This window comes from Duganella sp. Leaf61, from assembly GCF_001421905.1.
Lineage (GTDB): Bacteria > Pseudomonadota > Gammaproteobacteria > Burkholderiales > Burkholderiaceae_D > Rugamonas > Rugamonas zoogloeoides.
In genome coordinates this window covers 270,613-286,097 of record NZ_LMLM01000032.1, presented here as the reverse complement: position 1 = coordinate 286,097, position 15,485 = coordinate 270,613, and the positions used below count along the sequence as shown (strand labels likewise).

Genomic DNA, 15,485 nt, shown 5'->3' with positions numbered 1-15,485 from the left:
ATTTTCTGAATTTATTTTAAAACCAGTGATCGCAGCAGGAAGAACGGCCGGTTGAGGAATTCCCCCAGGCTGTCATCGCGGGCAATATTGTTGTCGTTCAGGTCATGATAGGCGATACCGGCGGCGCCGCCCGTAGCAATACCGATGTGGTCGATAGCCCAGCGACCGGCGGTGCCATCGCGAATGAAGGCGATCATCTCGGCCTTGGTCCCGCTGTCGAACAACGGCAGCGTGCGGTCGCCTTTCCAGTTGAAACCGAGCTGGAACGCCATGTGCCGGCACGATCCGGCCAGTCGGTTCAGCGTCTCGAGTACGCTCTGGCGGGCGCGCTCGCGCGACAGGCCAGGATCGCCGTAATCGTCACCGATGTGGTGCAATACATTGAGCAGCAGGCACAGGTCGATGGCAGGCGCAAAGTCTTGCTGGAAGTCGAGATAGCGGGCCTCGGTCTTGACGACCTGCGCAAGTCCCAGTTCCTGCGCGGCAGCGTTGACGAATTCTGCATGAGCGGCGTTGCCTTCGAAATACAGCACTTCGGCGGCGCCCTGACTGGCGCATTCGAGCGTGAAAAAGCCGGTGTTGCCGCCGATGTCGGCCAGGCGCAGACCGCGTACCGGCTGGCGCGCCAGCAAGTAGGCGAGGCGTGCTTCTTCGTGGCGCGAACTGATGGCCAACTGATCCTGGGCCAGCAGCGCTCGCAGCGGCCGCGCCAGCACCTGGTAGTTGCTGTGTTTGCTATTTCGGCTGTACAGCTCGGCTAGGGTCGGGGTGAGAATGGTCATGACAGGGCCTGTTCGTGTCGGTAAAGCGGCATGCTGTCATGCCGCTGGAATATGTCGTAGGCAGCGATGGCCGCTTGTTGCGCTGCCAGCGCGGCCGCACTGAAATTGTGATAGCTGGGCGGACCGGCCTGCAAGCCGCCGGACCAGTAGTAACAGGGCACGGCGGCAGTGCCAGCGGTCGCCACTGTGGGCTCTGGCGCGGCGGTGGCAAAACCGTAGTCGGCCAGAAAGGCGTCGAAGATGCCGGTGGGGTGGTCCACCACCAGTTGCATCGGACCCCACAGGCGTGGATTGGCTTCGATCATATAACACGTCCCATCGGCTGCGCGCCGCACTTCGATCATGATCAGGCCATGGAAACCGGCCTGCGCAAGCAGCGCCAGGTAGGGTAGGGCGTCGGCGTGCAAATGAAAATCGTCGGCACGCGCCAGGATCACCGAGCCGCCTTCGGGTTGCTGCACCAGGTTCTCTTGGGAAAACAGCACCGGCGCCCCTGCGCGCGGCAGACAGGCGAGCAGATACAGGCTGCGACCTTCGACGTATTGCTGGTAATAGAAATCCGCGCTGTCTTCCTGCGACAGAAAACGTTCGCGCTCGGCCGGGCCATAAACCAGGTGCGGCTTGAGCTGGCGAGTACCGATGCCGGCATAGCTGCGCGGCTTGGCGACAAACGGAAAGTGATCCGGCAGGATGTTGTATTCGGCCGGCACAGCGATGCCGGCTTCGCCGCACAGGCGGCCGAAGCTGTATTTGTCCGACAACTGGCAATACAACGCCTGGTCCACCAGCGGCACCATGCAACCGGCTTGCTCCAGCGCTGCACGGTGGGCCAGCATGAAGCGGTTGAGGAACTCGGTCGAGGGCAGCAGCAGCACCCGCGCGTAACCGTGCCGCGTGCGCAGCAAGCCGGCCCAGTACAGCACCTGGGCCAAGTCCAGTTTGGGGCTGTCGCGTGTGAGCAGCACCTGGGCGGCGTAATCGGTCAGGAAAATCGGGTCGGACGGATCGCGCGCGACAAGGTGGAACGGCACCCCGCGCGCTGTGGCCCAGCGGCAAAACGCCACCACTGCGCGGATGTTATAACCAGACAGTATCAGCACGCCCTGCGCCATGGTGGGCTCCACTCAGCCCAGCTCTTGAATGCGCATGCGCATGATCTGCACCACGGTGGCGATCATTTCGGCATCCATGGTCTGACCTGTAGGCAGTACGATCACGCGCGCCGCCACCACGCCCGTGTGCGGCAACATCAGCCCTGCATGCGGAAACAGGCTGCGGTACGGTTCCATGTTGTGGCAGCCTGGCCAGAAATAGCGGCGCGCAATCACGTTTTCCGCCTGCAGGGCGTCGATCAGCTGGTCGCGCGAGGCGGGGCATTCGGGGCCGACTTCCACCACCACGTATTGGTAGTTGTGGCGCTCGCCTGTCTCCATCGACAACAGGCGCAGGCCGCGCACGTCGCGCAGGGCGTCGCGGTAGGCGTGATAGTTGCGCTGGTTGGCTTCCACCACGCTATCGAGCGCCTGCAGGTTGACCAGGCCCATGGCGGCGTTGATCTCCACCATTTTGCCGTTGGTCCCGGGATGGATCACGCGGTCGAAGCCGGCAAAGCCGAAGTTGCGCATCAGGCGCATGGTTTGCGCCAGTTCGTCGTCGTTGGTCACCACGGCGCCGCCTTCGAAGGTGTTGAAAAACTTGGTGGCGTGGAAGCTCAGCACCTCGCACGCACCGAAGTTGCCGATCATCCGACCCTGGTGCATGCAAGAGAACGCGTGGGCGGCATCGAACATCAGTTTCAGGCCGTGCTCGTCGGCGATGGCTTGCAGCTCGCGCACCGGCGCCGCGCGCCCCCACAAGTGCACGCCGATGATGCCGGTGGTGCGCGGAGTGATCATGCGCCGCACTGCGTCGGGCGAGAGCAGGTGGGTGACCGGATCGATGTCGGCAAACACCGGCGTGATCGATTGCCATTGCAGCGCGTGGGCGGTGGCGACGAAGGTGTAGGAGGGCACGATGACCTCGCCTTCCATGCCGAGGGCGCGGATGGCGATTTCCAGCGCGATGGTGCCGTTGCACATTGCCACGCAGTGCTTCACGCCGAGGTGGCCTTCGATCTCGCGCTCGAACTGCTGCACCAGCGGGCCATTGTTGCTGAGCCAGCGGCGGTCGAAGATGTCGTTGGCGTACTGCATGAAAGCAGCGCGATCGCCCATGTTGGGGCGGCCCACGTGCAGCGATTCGGCAAACGCCGGAGCGGCGCCGTGGATGGCGAGGTCTCGCGGAGTATTGATGTTCTTCATGCGGCAGGCTCCTCGCTGGAAGGCATGAGGTCATCAAGGTCGACGCGGATGGGGCCGGGGGCAATGTTGGCGCACCAGCGTTGCCACATGATGCGGAAGGCCCGTTCCAGCCCAGCCGCAGCCACCGCAGGCTGGCCGACTACGGAATCGTTGTAGCGCTGGCGCAGCGTGATGCGCAACGTGGCCAGGAAGGCCAGGTTGTCGGCCAGGAAGACCGCGCGCTGCACGAACAATTGCTCGTCCTCTGTTACAAAGGCTTCCAGCCCCAGGTGCGTCAGGTACGAGGCGCTGCCGTGGCTGGGCATGGTGGGGCCGGTCATGGTCAGGGTCGGCACACCCATCCACAAGCCGTGCAGCAACGTGGTGGCGCCCGTGTACGGGAAGGGATTGAGCAGCACATCGACTTCGCTGTGCAACAGCAGGTAGTCCTTCATTGAGCCGCGCGGGCGAATGTCGAGTCGTTCGGCGGCAATGCCTTCAGCGGCAAACCACGCTAGCACGGTGTCGGTCGCGCGCCCCGCGCCCAGGCCACCGAGCAGCATACGGGCGCTGGGCACCGCGTGCAGCACGCGCGACCAGAGTGCGATGACTTCGCGACTGAGCTTGTTGGCGCGGCTGAAGCTGCCGAATGTCATGTAACCGCGCTCCAGCGCTGGCAGGCTGGTGACGGCCGGCGCGTACGGTTCGGGCAAGAACGGCCCGCTTAGCGGCAGGCGCACGATGTGTTCGGTGAAGTGGCTGTCATAACGCCCTGCGGGCATGCGCACGCTGTCGCTCAAGTAGTAATCGACCCCCAGCAGACCGGTGGTGCCAGCGTAGCCAAGCCAACTGGCCTGAATCGGCGCCGGCCGGCGCGCAAACAGGGTCAGGCGGTTGGCGGCCGAATGGCCGGCCAGGTCTATCAGGATGTCGATCTGTTGCTCGCGGATCAGCTGCTCGGCCGGTTCGTCATGCAGGTCGCAGATATTGTGCCAATGTGCAAAGCTGGCCTTCATCCGCAGCGTCATGTTGTCTTCCTTGAACTTGGTATAGAACGCGTGCAGTTCCAGGCCGGGTTCGCGCCCCAGCAGGATTGCCACCGGCTCGAAGAAATTGGCCAGCGCATGATTGTTGAAGTCGCCCGAGACAAACCCCACCCGTATCACGCGGTCGGGGTCGGCCTGGTTGGAGTGGCGCTGCCAGCCCGGCCGCAGCGCCGCTTCGAACTGGTCGCCAAAACGGCAATGCTCCTCGAACAGCAGTTCGGGATCGGTAGTGATATGGCTGAGCAGAAACACCAGGTTGCTGTGCAACGGCGCCGAGTCGGGGTCGCGCACCAGTGCCGTGCGCGCCGCCTGCACCGCTTCGGCGATGCGGCCTTCGTCGAGCAGCAGCGGCACCATATTGGTCAACGCATCAGGATAGCCGGGGTCGAGTTCGAGCGCCCGTTCGTAGGCGTGCATGGCGTCGTCGGACTGCTTGAGATTGCTGTAGCAATTGCCGAGGTCGAAGTACAGGGGGGCTTGGTCCGGTGCCAGGTCCAGCCCGATCCGGCAATGTTCGAGCGCCTCCTGGTAGCGGTCTTGCTTTTGCAAGATGGAAATCAGGTTGCGGCGCGCCGGCAGAAAATCGGGGCGCGTGGCCAGTGCCTGTTCTGCGTGGCGCGTGGCCGCGACAAAGTCGCGCTGGTCGTGGTACGCCGCGCTCAGGTTGGTGTGGGCGAGCGCCAGCTCGGGCGCCAGGTCGAGCGCATGGCGGTGTTGGGCGACCGCTTCGTCGAGCCGGCCCAGCCGGTGCAGCGTGACGCCCATGCTGGTGTGGCCGTTTGGGTTGTCCGGTTGCAGCGCCAGTCCGCGCTGGTAATGGTGCAGCGCGTCGTCGTAATGGCCCGCCTCCTGCAAGGCGATCGCCTTGTTGAGCCAGGCTTCCGGGTAGTCGGGCTGGCGCGCCAGGATCTGGTCATAGCTGCTGGCGGCGCCCACATAGTCGCCCAGGCCTTGCTGGGCGGCGGCCCGCACGAAATACACCTGGGTTCGCTCGGGATCGAGTGCAATGGCCAGCTCGCACTCGGCCAGGCAGTCGTCATAGGCAAAGCGCTGGTAGAGCAGATCTGCCAAGCCCGCGTGCAGCGTCGGATCCTCTGGCTGCAGCGCCAGCGCAGCGCGAAAATGCGGCTCGGCCTGCTGGTGGCGCTGCAGCGAATGCAGCGCCATTGCCACGTTGGCGTGCAAGGCATTGAGCCCGGCATCGAGCGCGAGCGCGTGCAATTGCGCCGTGACCGCGTCTTCGAGCTGGCCCGCGCTTTGCAAGGTCGTGCCCAGGTTGGCCCAGGCTTCGCCGTGCTCCGGCAGCAGTTCCGTCACTTGCCGGTACAGCGGCAGCGCCTCGTCGTAGCGCTGCATGGCGCGCAGGGTGTCTGCCAGGTAAGTCAGCAATTGCGGGTCTTGTGGCGCCAGAGCCAGCGCGGCGCGGTAGCTGCCGGCTGCCTCCTCGTGCTCGCCGCCATCGCGCAGGCTGTTGCCAAGATTGAAGTGGGCGGCCAGGTCGTCCGGATTGACGCTGATGGCGCGGCGGTAGCTTTGCTGCGCCTCGGTGTGGCGGCCCAGCGCATCGAGCGCCGAACCCAGGTTGCAATGGGCGGTGGCGTACTGCGGCGCCAGTTCAATTGCACGCAGGTACAAGGGCAGCGACGCTTGCGGGTCGCCGGCATTTTGCAGGGCGTCGCCCAGGTGGGTGTGGGCTTCCGCATCGTGCGGCGCCAGTGCGATCAAGCGCTGCCAGGCGTCGATCGGGCTCTTTCCTTGCAATTGCAGGGCTGTGCCCAGCACGCTCCAGCCAAAGGTCGATTGCGGGTGACGCGCCAGCAGCGCTTGCGTGGCTTGCTCCATGTCGGCGTGGCGGCCGGCGTTGTAGAGATCGATAATGGCTTGCCGGGCGGCGTCGTTCGGTTCTAACGGCAGGGCGGCGCTGGCCTGCGCCACCAGTTGTTCGATGGTGGGGCTTTGATAACCGCGCGACTGCACGTGGTCAACGATATCGAGCGCTTCGCCCGGCTCGCCCGTTTGCACCAGGCCGCGCGCCAGCGATAACCAGAATTCACCCTCGTCGGGCGCCAGTTGCACAGCCCGACGCAAGTCAAGCACCGCTTGCGCATGCCGTCCCAGCCGTCCCTGCAGCAAGCCGCGATTGTGCAGCACCAGCGCATGGTCGGGCACGCTGGCGAGGATGGCGTCATAGTCTTTCAGCGCCTCCTCGAGCCGGCCGGCCTGGTGGTGGGCGATCGCCTGCGCCAGCAGGGCGTCCGGCGTAGAGGTGGAATCGTATGCATCCATGGGGCGAAGAACGTTAATTTTATGATGACCAATTGTAACGCCTATTCTTTGCCCCAGGATAGAGTATTTCCCGAAAGAATTACGGGGCGTCGTTGGACGCCCCGTAGAGTGTTGTAAGTGATGTTGTAACTGAGGATGCGCTTACATATTCGGGTAATTCGGCCCGCCGCCGCCTTCCGGCGTCACCCACACGATGTTCTGGGTAGGATCCTTGATATCGCAGGTTTTACAGTGCACGCAGTTCTGGGCATTGATCTGCAGGCGGTCGGCGCCGGCGTCGGTCTTAACGAACTCGTACACGCCGGCCGGACAGTAGCGCGCTTCCGGGCCCGCATACTGGGCCAGGTTCACATCGACCGGCACGCTCGGGTTTTTCAGTGTCAGGTGGATCGGCTGGTCTTCGGCGTGGTTGGTGTTGGAGATGAACACCGACGACAAGCGGTCGAACGTCAGCTTGCCATCGGGCTTCGGATACACGATCGGCGCAAACTGCGACGCCGGTTTCAGGCACTCGTGGTCGGCGTGCGAGTGATGCAGGGTCCACGGCGCCTTGCCACGGAATACGATCTGGTCAATGCCGGTCATCAGCGCGCCGATATATAACCCCTTGTTGAGCCACGGCTTGACGTTGCGCGCAACGTGCAGCTCTTCGTGCAGCCACGATTGCTCGAACGCGGTAGAGAAGGTGGCCAGTTCGTCGTGCTGACGGCCGGCGCCCAGCGCAGCGACTGCCGCTTCGGCAGCCAGCATGCCGGACTTGATGGCGGCGTGGCTGCCCTTGATACGGCTCATGTTGAGGAAGCCGGCGTCGCAGCCGATCAGCGCGCCACCGGCAAACACCAGCTTGGGCAACGATTGCAGGCCGCCGGCCGTGATCGCGCGGGCGCCGTACGAAACACGCTTGCCGCCTTCGAGAAACTGGCGGATTTCCGGGTGGGTTTTGTAGCGCTGGAATTCCTCGTACGGCGACAGGTACGGGTTCTCGTAGTTCAGGCCGACCACGTAGCCGACCATCACCTGGTTGTTTTCCATGTGGTACAGGAAGGAGCCGCCGTAGGTTTTGCTGTCGAGCGGCCAGCCGGTGGTGTGAATCACCAGGCCGGGCTGGTGCTTGGCCGGATCGATTTCCCACAGTTCCTTGATGCCGATGCCGTACGACTGCGGGTCCTTGCCCTTGCTGAGGTCGTACTTGGCGATCAGCTGCTTGCCCAGGTGGCCGCGCGAGCCTTCCGCGAACAGCGTGTACTTGCCATGTAACTCCATGCCAAGCTGGAAGTCGGGGCCGGCTTCGCCGTCGCGCTTGACACCCATGTTGCCGGTGGCCACGCCCTTGACCGAGCCGTCGTCGTTGTACAGGATTTCGGCGGCCGGGAAGCCGGGGAAAATTTCCACGCCCAGGCCTTCGGCCTGCTCGCCCAGCCAGCGCACCACGTTGCCGAGCGAGATCACGTAATTGCCGTGGTTCTCGAAGCAGGCGGGCAGGGCGAAGTTGGGCGTCTGGTAGGACTTGGTTTCGGTGAGGAACAGCACGCGGTCTTCGGTGACGGCGGTGTTGAGCGGTGCGCCTTTCTCTTTCCAGTCGGGGATCAGCTCGGTGAGCGCGCGCGGGTCTATGACGGCGCCCGACAGGATGTGCGCACCGAGTTCTCCGCCTTTTTCCAGCACGACCACCGAGGTGTCGGGCGAGAGTTGCTTGATCTTGATTGCCGCCGACAAGCCTGCCGGACCGCCGCCGACGATGACGACGTCGTACTCCATCGCCTCGCGTGGACCGTACTGTTCGATGAGATTCTGGGGCTGTGTCATATTTTTATAGTGTCTTGTAGTGATGGGGAAAATTTTAGCACGAGTGTGCTTCTTTTTCGGCCCGATTGCAATGGTGGCGCTATTCTGAGGGACATTATTAGACATCGCAATCTAATCTGGCATTTTGTGTAATGATTGCGATCAGACAGTGCGAGCAGAAAAGCGCTGTGGATTTCGTGATCGTCATACAGAGGAGCTGCCGTGGGCATAGAAGTCAATTTTGAGGGAAAAATCGCGTTGGTGACCGGCGCCTCGAGCGGCCTCGGCGCCAGGTTTGCCAAGGTGTTGGCCCAGGCCGGCGCGCAGGTGGTACTCGCTTCGCGCAGCACCGAGCGCCTGAAAGAGTTGCGTGCCGAGATAGAAGCCGACGGTGGTGCCGCCCACGTGGTGAGCCTCGATGTGACCGACTACGCCAGCATCAAGTCGGCCATTGCCCATGCTGAAACCGAGGCCGGCCCGATCGATATCCTGGTCAACAATTCTGGCGTTTCCACCACCCAGCGCCTGGTGGATGTGACGCCGGACGATTACGACTTCGTGATGGACACCAATTTGCGCGGCGCCTTTTTTGTAGCGCAGCAAACTGCCAAGCGCATGATCGCGCGCGCCAAGGGCGACCCCACCAAGAAACACCGCATCATCAATATCGCCTCGGTAGCCGGCCTGCGCGTGATGCCGCAGATCGGCGTGTACTGCACCAGCAAGGCCGGCGTGGTGCAGATGACCAAGGCGATGGCGGTGGAGTGGGGCAAATACGGCATCAATACCAATGCCATTTGTCCCGGTTACATTTCCACCGAGATCAACGAAGCATATTTCGCCAGCGAACAGGGCCAGCGCCTGATCGACTTGCTGCCACGCAAACGGCCGGGCAAGCCCGAGGATCTTGATGGCTTGTTGTTGCTGTTGGCGGGAGAAGATGCCAATTTTATTAACGGCGCTATTATCTCCGCAGACGATGGAATGACGGCAATGTAGCGCCCGCTAAAACCGGCGCCAGCTTCGTTGCCGCTCCTTGCCGTGCCAGCGCACTGTCTTCGTCGCGGCGCCTCGCTGGCACCGGTTTTAGCGAGCGCTATCGGCTATTTGCTATTAAAAGCGCATTCCAACTAATTTGTGGACCAGTTCGGAAGATGTTGCCGCTGAAAACTTGCGCATTAATTTGGCGCGGTGCATTTCGACGGTGCGGGGGCTGAGGTCGATCTGGCGGGCGATGGTTTTGCTGGTTTTGCCTTCCACCAGCAGTGCGGCGATTTCGCGTTCGCGCGGGGTGAGGTCGGCGGTGACCGGGCGTTTTTCGCTGACGTCCTCGAAGGTCCAGATGCCGGCGCCCAGCGGTTCTTCGCCGTGCATCGGATTGCCGGTAACGTGGCACCAGAACAGCTCACCGTCGGCTCGGCGCATGATGCGCTCGTCGGAATAACGGCCCCTGGCCGTCATGATGGGGATGATGCGGTCGCCCGTGCGCAGGAATTCGTCCATGGTCGGATACAGTGCCAGGAAGGACATGCCCTGCAACTGCGCTCGCGTGTAGCCGAACATGGCAGCCAGGGTGTCGTTGGCATTCTGGATCACGCGGTTTTCCGAGATACACATGCCGACCGGCGCTTGCAGGAAGATGGATTCGTAGTCGATAACGGTGGATGGATTCATGGCGTAATGACGGACAGATTAACTGCGATCAATTGGCGGTAGTTCTACGGTATTGTGCTTTTATTTAGGCTATTCTATGCTCAGACTCCGTACAACAAAAAAAGTTTAGTATTGAGTCGTTTTGATTGAGCGAATTGAGATAACAAGGGACAATATGAACAAAATCTACCCCGATGCCGCCAGCGCGCTGGCCGGTATCGTGCAAGACGGTCAAACCATTGCCGTGGGCGGCTTCGGCCTGTGCGGCATCCCCGAAGCCCTGATCGGGGCGCTGCGCGACTCCGGCGTCACGGGCCTGACCGCCATTTCCAACAACGCCGGCGTGGACGGCTTCGGCCTCGGCCAGTTGCTGGAAACTCGCCAGATCAAGAAAATGATCGCCTCCTACGTGGGCGAAAACAAGGAGTTCGCCCGCCAGTACCTGGCCGGCGAACTGGAGCTCGAATTTACGCCGCAAGGCACGCTGGCCGAAAAACTGCGCGCCGGCGGCGCCGGCATCCCGGCCTTCTTCACCAAGACCGGCGTGGGCACCATCGTCGCAGACGGCAAGGAAATCCGCGAGTTCGACGGCGAACAATATGTCATGGAACGCAGCCTGGTGGCCGATGTGGCGCTGGTCAAGGCCTGGAAGGCCGACAAGGCCGGCAACCTGGTGTTCCGCAAAACCGCGCGCAACTTCAACCCGAACGCCGCCATGGCCGGCAAGATCACCATTGTCGAAGTCGAGCAGCTGGTGGAAATCGGCGAGATCGACCCGGACGCCGTGCACCTGCCCAGCATCTTCGTGCACCGCATCGTGGTCAACGCCACGCCGGAAAAACGCATCGAGCAGCGCACGGTCCGCGCCAACCCGGCATCGAACTAATAACGGAGAAAAACATGGCATGGACTCGTGATGAAATGGCCGCGCGCGCGGCCAAGGAACTGCAAGACGGATATTACGTCAACCTCGGCATCGGTTTGCCCACGCTGGTGGCCAACTATGTACCGGAGGGCATGGAAGTATTCCTGCAATCGGAAAATGGCTTGCTGGGCATCGGCCCGTTCCCCACCGACGATGAAGTCGACGCCGACCTGATCAATGCCGGCAAGCAGACGGTCACCGCGCTGCCGGGCGCAGCGTACTTCAGCTCGGCCGATTCGTTTGGCATGATCCGGGGCGGCAAGATCAACCTGGCCATCCTCGGCGCGATGCAAGTGTCCGAGCGCGGCGACCTGGCCAACTGGATGATTCCAGGCAAAATGGTCAAGGGCATGGGCGGCGCCATGGACCTGGTGGCCGGCGTCAAGCGGGTAGTGGTGCTGATGGAGCACGTGGCCACCGCCAAGGATGGCACCACGTCGCACAAGCTGCTGAAAAAATGCGACCTGCCGCTGACCGGCGTGGGCGTGGTGGACCTGATCGTCACCGACCTCGGCGTGCTGGAAGTCGGCGACACCGGCCTCAAGGTGATCGAACTGGCGCCGGGCGTGAGCAGGGACCAGATCGTTGCCGCCACAGGCGTGGAACTGGACCTGACCGCATTGTAAGACCGCTTCAACGTCTTGGCAGTCGCGACGCACGCAAACATGGTCGCGGCTGCAGCTCGACGATCTGGCGCACTGGCTGCGCCACTCTGCAACCTCGGCGCCGTCGTGATCGTTAGCTCAGCGGCCAATCGCGCCCTGACTGGCGAGGTAATCGGCCGCTGTTCATGCCAGACTTGCCGGGATGGCAAGTCTCAGTATCCCTTTCTTCATCGGCGCTTTCCTGGCGGGCGCTGTGCTAATTGCCGTGCGTGGTTGAAGGACAGGGGCTGAGCTCGAGGACCGTGCGTTGTCATCAAGTTTGAACACGCCCACCACCTTTGCCAATTGTTCCGCCTGTTCTTCAAGCGCGGCCGTGGCCGCAGCTGCCTCTTCCACCAGCGCTGCGTTCTGCTGGGTGACCGCATCCATCTCCGTGACCGCCTGGTTGATCTGCTCGATGCCCGCTACCTGCTCGTGGCCGGCAGCGGTGATTTCGCTGATGATGTCGGTGACGCGCTCGATGCTGCTGACCACCTGGACCATGGTGCTGCCGGCGTTCGACACGAGGTCGTTACCGATCTTGACCTTGTCCAGCGAATCGCCGATCAGGTTTTTGATTTCCTTGGCGGCGGCGGCCGAACGTTGCGCCAGGTTGCGGACTTCGGAAGCTACCACCGCGAAGCCCCGCCCCTGTTCACCAGCGCGGGCAGCTTCGACGGCAGCGTTGAGGGCCAGGATGTTGGTCTGGAAAGCGATGCCATCGATCACGCCGATGATGTCGACTATCTTGTTGGATGAGGTATTAATCGCTTCCATCGTCACCACCACGTCGGCCACGACGGTGCCGCCCTTGCGCGCGATCTCCGTGGCCGATTGCGCCAGCTGATTGGCCTGCCGAACGTTGTCGCCGTTCTGCTTGACAGTCGAGGTCAGTTCTTCCATGGACGAAGCAGTTTCCTCCAGCGCGCTGGCTTGCTGCTCGGTGCGCGACGACAGATCCAGATTGCCCTTGGCGATCTCGGTGCTGGCCGTGGCGATTTCGTCGGTACCAGTGCGCACCTGTCTGACGATATCCTGCAGGTTGCCGCTCATTTTCTTCAGTGCTTGCAGCAGTTGACCGATTTCATCGGTGCGGGTGGCATCGATTTGCTGGCTCAGATCGCCTGCAGCCACCGCTTCGGCCAGCATGACGGCGCGGTTCACCGGGCGGGTGATCGAGCGTGCCGTCAGTATGCCGATGATAACCGCCGTGACGCAGGCGAAGACTGCCAGCGTCGTCATCAGGACGATGGCGGACTTGCTGCTTGCTTCTGCCAGGTTCCCATCCTGCCGCATACGCTCTTGCTGGAAGTCGGACATGGTTGCCAGCGCGGCGAAGAATTCGTTCTGCGGCGGACGCAATTCCTTCAGCAAATAGGTACCTGCAGCCGCCATCTTCCCTTCCTTAACAAGTTGGACAGTAACATTGCGCTTTGCGGCGTAATTTGCGCGCTTGTCCGTCACGGCCTTGAACAGCTCGCGTCCCTTGGCGGTATTGATCATGCTGTCCAGTTTCTGTCCATAGACATCGTTTTTTTTGACCGACTCCGCAATCTTGTCCAGGAACTCTGTGACAGTGGCCTTGTCGTCGCCAGCGATAATGGCGTTGCGCAGATAACGCGCCTGCACGTTCACCTCGAACTGCATTGAGTGCGCCAGCATTACCTTGACGTAGCGATCATCAAGGATCTGCGTAATGGTTTCGTTGTTGGTGTTAAGTCGGCTAATAGCCAATACAGTCAGCGAGATCAGCAGTACCAGCAGTATGCCGAAGCCCAGCGCGAGGCGGGTGCCCAGTTTCCAGTTAGACGGTTTCATACCATTCCCTTTTTCCGGTTTAGATGGAACATCGAAATTGACTCGGCAGGGGCGGGGCAGAGCAAGGCAAGAATTTATTTCCTGTGGGTAATACCATATCGTTATGGTCACCATGTTGCTATTGGACTTTGGTCCTACGCGCTCGAGCTGCGGCAGGCGCCTACGCTGCGGCGGTAGCGCGCGTCAGTTCAGGCGTGACCATGGCTGGCGCCCGCCACCACGCTGTGGTTGTTGATGTCGGTGGCGTAACTGACCTGGCCGCCCAGGGTGCCGAGATCGACCGGGCCGTGCACGCCGTCGCTGCGAAAGGCGTGGAAAGTGCCATCGGCCGTATCGGCAAATCCCACGACATGGCCGGCGTCGTTGATGGCCGCGCCGTGGCTGCTGCATCCGCCCAAGGTGCCGAGGTCGCGCATGGCGAATGCATTCCCGGCGCGGGCTGCTGGTGCGACGAAAGCGCGCCAGTAGCCGTCGGCGTTTTTCGCCGTGCCGACCACGTCCCCGGCGTTGTTGATGCCGCCCGCGTAGCTGTCGCTGCTGCCGAGCGTGCCCAGTTCGACCATGTCCTTGCGATACAGTACCGCGCGGCGCACGCCGTGTTCATTCTCGATGGTGCCGGCCACCTTGCCGCTGCTGTTGATGGCGACGGCAAAGCTGGCGTCGGTTTTGCTGGTAGGAAGTGTTACGGGGGTGAGGGCCGGCATGCTGTCTCCTTGGTCTTTGAATGACGGGAGCAGCGCAAGAGCCATGCCATGGCGGTGTCAGGGGCTGGGCGGGCCCGGATAAAAAAAACCCCGCACATCGCTGTGCGGGGTTTTTTCGCGACACTACCGGTGATCAGTGTGCTGGTACGGGTACCACCGCAGGTGGCAGGTCGTTCTTGACCAGGGTCGAACCAGGGTTGTTCAGCTCAGCATGCATGGTTTCCATGTTCAGCTCTTTTTCCCATTTCGAGACAACTACCGCTGCCACGCCATTGCCGACAAAGTTGGTCAGTGCACGGCATTCGCTCATGAAGCGGTCGATACCGAGGATCAGCGCCATGCCGGCCACTGGAATCGTTGGTACCACGGCCAGGGTGGCGGCCAGGGTGATGAAGCCGGCGCCGGTAATGCCGGAAGCGCCTTTCGAGGTCAGCATGGCAACGCCGAGGATGGTCAGCTCTTGCATCAGGGTCAGCTCGGTGTTGGTTGCCTGGGCAACGAACAGGGCGGCCATGGTCATGTAGATGTTGGTGCCGTCCAGGTTGAACGAGTAGCCGGTTGGTACCACCAGGCCCACGACTGGCTTGGAGCAGCCCAGGCGTTCCAGCTTGGTCATCAGCGAAGGCAGCGCGCTTTCCGACGAGCTGGTACCGAGTACGATCAGCAGTTCTTCCTTGATGTACTTGATGAACTTGAAGATCGAGAAGCCGGTGTAGCGGGCGATCAGGCCCAGCACAACGAACACGAACAGGCCGCAAGTCAGGTAGAACGAACCCATCAGTTTAGCCAGCGGGATCAGCGAAGCCAGGCCGTATTTACCGATGGTGAAGGCCATCGCGCCGAAGGCACCGATTGGAGCAACCTTCATGATGATGTTGACGACACCGAAGATCACGTGCGACAGCTCGTCGATCAGCTTGGTGATCGGACGGCCACGCTCGCCCAGCAGCGACAGCGAGAAGCCGAACAGGATGGCGATCAGCAGTACTTGCAGAATGTCACCCTTGGCGAACGCATCCACGAAAGTCTTCGGGATGATGTTCATGATGAAGTCGGTGGTAGTCAAGCCTTCGGCGTGCGTGTATTGCTCGATCGACTTGGCGTCCAGGTGGGCTGGATCGGCGTTGAAGCCGGCGCCTGGTTTCAGAACGTTGGCAACGACCAGGCCGATGGCCAGAGCGAAGGTGGAGACCACTTCGAAGTACAGCAGCGCTTTGCCGCCGACGCGACCGATTTTTTTCACGTCCTGCATGCCGGCGATACCGGACACAACAGTACAGAAAATCACGGGGGCGATGATCATCTTGATCAGTTTGATGAAGCCGTCGCCGAGCGGCTTCATGGCGACGGCATCTTTGGGCAGGAATATGCCGAGCAGGATGCCGCACGCAATGGCGAACAGTACCTGGACGTACAGTACCTTATAGAATGGTTTTTTCACGGGGTCTCCTCGCGTTCAGTTGAGGAGGTCATCATCCGTGAAAATAACAGTTATCACTATTGTGGAAAACCGCAGGTGTTGCAGTTCCATCCGTTTTAGTGATAACCCGGTAAGCCGCCGCT

General features: G+C 61.8%; 12 protein-coding genes. 3 read left to right on the top strand and 9 right to left on the bottom strand.

Features of this window, described 5'->3' with window-relative positions; genetic code table 11:
* Positions 1-11: 11 nt before the first annotated feature.
* The 5 genes from ASF04_RS24900 to ASF04_RS24880 all read right to left on the bottom strand — a co-directional run bounded on the left by ASF04_RS24900 (position 12) and on the right by ASF04_RS24880 (position 8,199).
* Positions 12-782 carry a bifunctional 2-polyprenyl-6-hydroxyphenol methylase/3-demethylubiquinol 3-O-methyltransferase UbiG gene (locus ASF04_RS24900; protein ID WP_056147840.1) on the bottom strand — a complete coding sequence of 257 codons (771 nt, stop codon included), beginning with the start codon at positions 780-782 and terminating at the stop codon, positions 12-14.
* The gene (locus tag ASF04_RS24895) at positions 779-1,894 is read right to left on the bottom strand and encodes a hypothetical protein (protein ID WP_056147837.1); all 1,116 of its coding nucleotides are present in this window, start codon (positions 1,892-1,894) and stop codon (positions 779-781) included. The genes ASF04_RS24900 and ASF04_RS24895 overlap by 4 nt, the downstream gene beginning before the upstream one ends.
* A 12-nt stretch (positions 1,895-1,906) precedes the next feature.
* Positions 1,907-3,082 (bottom strand): DegT/DnrJ/EryC1/StrS aminotransferase family protein, encoded by a 1,176-nt coding sequence (locus ASF04_RS24890; RefSeq protein WP_056147833.1) that lies wholly within the window; start codon positions 3,080-3,082, stop codon positions 1,907-1,909.
* Complete coding sequence (locus tag ASF04_RS24885; protein WP_056147830.1) at positions 3,079-6,393, bottom strand: tetratricopeptide repeat protein; 3,315 nt, start codon at positions 6,391-6,393, stop codon at positions 3,079-3,081. The genes ASF04_RS24890 and ASF04_RS24885 overlap by 4 nt, the downstream gene beginning before the upstream one ends.
* Positions 6,394-6,534: 141 nt before the next feature.
* The gene (locus ASF04_RS24880; protein WP_200931139.1) at positions 6,535-8,199 is read right to left on the bottom strand and encodes an electron transfer flavoprotein-ubiquinone oxidoreductase; all 1,665 of its coding nucleotides are present in this window, start codon (positions 8,197-8,199) and stop codon (positions 6,535-6,537) included.
* A gap of 201 nt (positions 8,200-8,400) precedes the next feature.
* Between ASF04_RS24880 and ASF04_RS24875 the strand changes: the two genes are divergently transcribed.
* On the top strand, positions 8,401-9,177 hold the full coding sequence (locus ASF04_RS24875; protein ID WP_056147827.1) for an SDR family oxidoreductase: 777 nt from the start codon (positions 8,401-8,403) through the stop codon (positions 9,175-9,177).
* Between the two features lie 114 nt (positions 9,178-9,291).
* Here ASF04_RS24875 and ASF04_RS24870 read toward each other — a convergent pair whose 3' ends face one another.
* Positions 9,292-9,852: a LuxR C-terminal-related transcriptional regulator gene (locus ASF04_RS24870; protein ID WP_056147824.1), complete on the bottom strand. Its 561-nt coding sequence runs from the start codon at positions 9,850-9,852 to the stop codon at positions 9,292-9,294.
* Between the two features lie 154 nt (positions 9,853-10,006).
* Between ASF04_RS24870 and ASF04_RS24865 the strand changes: the two genes are divergently transcribed.
* Positions 10,007-10,717 (top strand): CoA transferase subunit A, encoded by a 711-nt coding sequence (locus ASF04_RS24865; protein ID WP_056147821.1) that lies wholly within the window; start codon positions 10,007-10,009, stop codon positions 10,715-10,717.
* Positions 10,718-10,731: 14 nt separating this feature from the next.
* Positions 10,732-11,382 (top strand): CoA transferase subunit B, encoded by a 651-nt coding sequence (locus ASF04_RS24860; RefSeq protein ID WP_082489006.1) that lies wholly within the window; start codon positions 10,732-10,734, stop codon positions 11,380-11,382.
* Positions 11,383-11,544: 162 nt separating this feature from the next.
* On the opposite strand, the gene ASF04_RS28540 is transcribed toward ASF04_RS24860, so the two are convergent.
* The 3 genes from ASF04_RS28540 to ASF04_RS24845 all read right to left on the bottom strand — a co-directional run bounded on the left by ASF04_RS28540 (position 11,545) and on the right by ASF04_RS24845 (position 15,363).
* A complete protein-coding gene (locus tag ASF04_RS28540) occupies positions 11,545-13,218 on the bottom strand; it encodes a methyl-accepting chemotaxis protein (RefSeq protein ID WP_056147815.1) in 1,674 nt (557 codons plus the stop codon).
* 188 nt (positions 13,219-13,406) lie between these two features.
* Positions 13,407-13,922: a hypothetical protein gene (locus tag ASF04_RS24850; RefSeq protein ID WP_229205195.1), complete on the bottom strand. Its 516-nt coding sequence runs from the start codon at positions 13,920-13,922 to the stop codon at positions 13,407-13,409.
* A 133-nt stretch (positions 13,923-14,055) separates the two neighbouring features.
* Positions 14,056-15,363 (bottom strand): dicarboxylate/amino acid:cation symporter, encoded by a 1,308-nt coding sequence (locus ASF04_RS24845; RefSeq protein WP_056147812.1) that lies wholly within the window; start codon positions 15,361-15,363, stop codon positions 14,056-14,058.
* Positions 15,364-15,485 lie beyond the last annotated feature (122 nt).

Bases quoted from the DNA above. Each gene is read 5' to 3' on its own strand.
- ASF04_RS24900 (WP_056147840.1), bottom strand. From the start codon at position 782: ATGACCATTCTCACCCCGACCCTAGCCGAGCTGTACAGCCGAAATAGC.
- ASF04_RS24895 (WP_056147837.1), bottom strand. From the start codon at position 1,894: ATGGCGCAGGGCGTGCTGATACTGTCTGGTTATAACATCCGCGCAGTG.
- ASF04_RS24890 (WP_056147833.1), bottom strand. From the start codon at position 3,082: ATGAAGAACATCAATACTCCGCGAGACCTCGCCATCCACGGCGCCGCT.
- ASF04_RS24885 (WP_056147830.1), bottom strand. From the start codon at position 6,393: ATGGATGCATACGATTCCACCTCTACGCCGGACGCCCTGCTGGCGCAG.
- ASF04_RS24880 (WP_200931139.1), bottom strand. From the start codon at position 8,199: ATGACACAGCCCCAGAATCTCATCGAACAGTACGGTCCACGCGAGGCG.
- ASF04_RS24870 (WP_056147824.1), bottom strand. From the start codon at position 9,852: ATGAATCCATCCACCGTTATCGACTACGAATCCATCTTCCTGCAAGCG.
- ASF04_RS24865 (WP_056147821.1), top strand. From the start codon at position 10,007: ATGAACAAAATCTACCCCGATGCCGCCAGCGCGCTGGCCGGTATCGTG.
- ASF04_RS24860 (WP_082489006.1), top strand. From the start codon at position 10,732: ATGGCATGGACTCGTGATGAAATGGCCGCGCGCGCGGCCAAGGAACTG.
- ASF04_RS28540 (WP_056147815.1), bottom strand. From the start codon at position 13,218: ATGAAACCGTCTAACTGGAAACTGGGCACCCGCCTCGCGCTGGGCTTC.
- ASF04_RS24850 (WP_229205195.1), bottom strand. From the start codon at position 13,922: ATGCCGGCCCTCACCCCCGTAACACTTCCTACCAGCAAAACCGACGCC.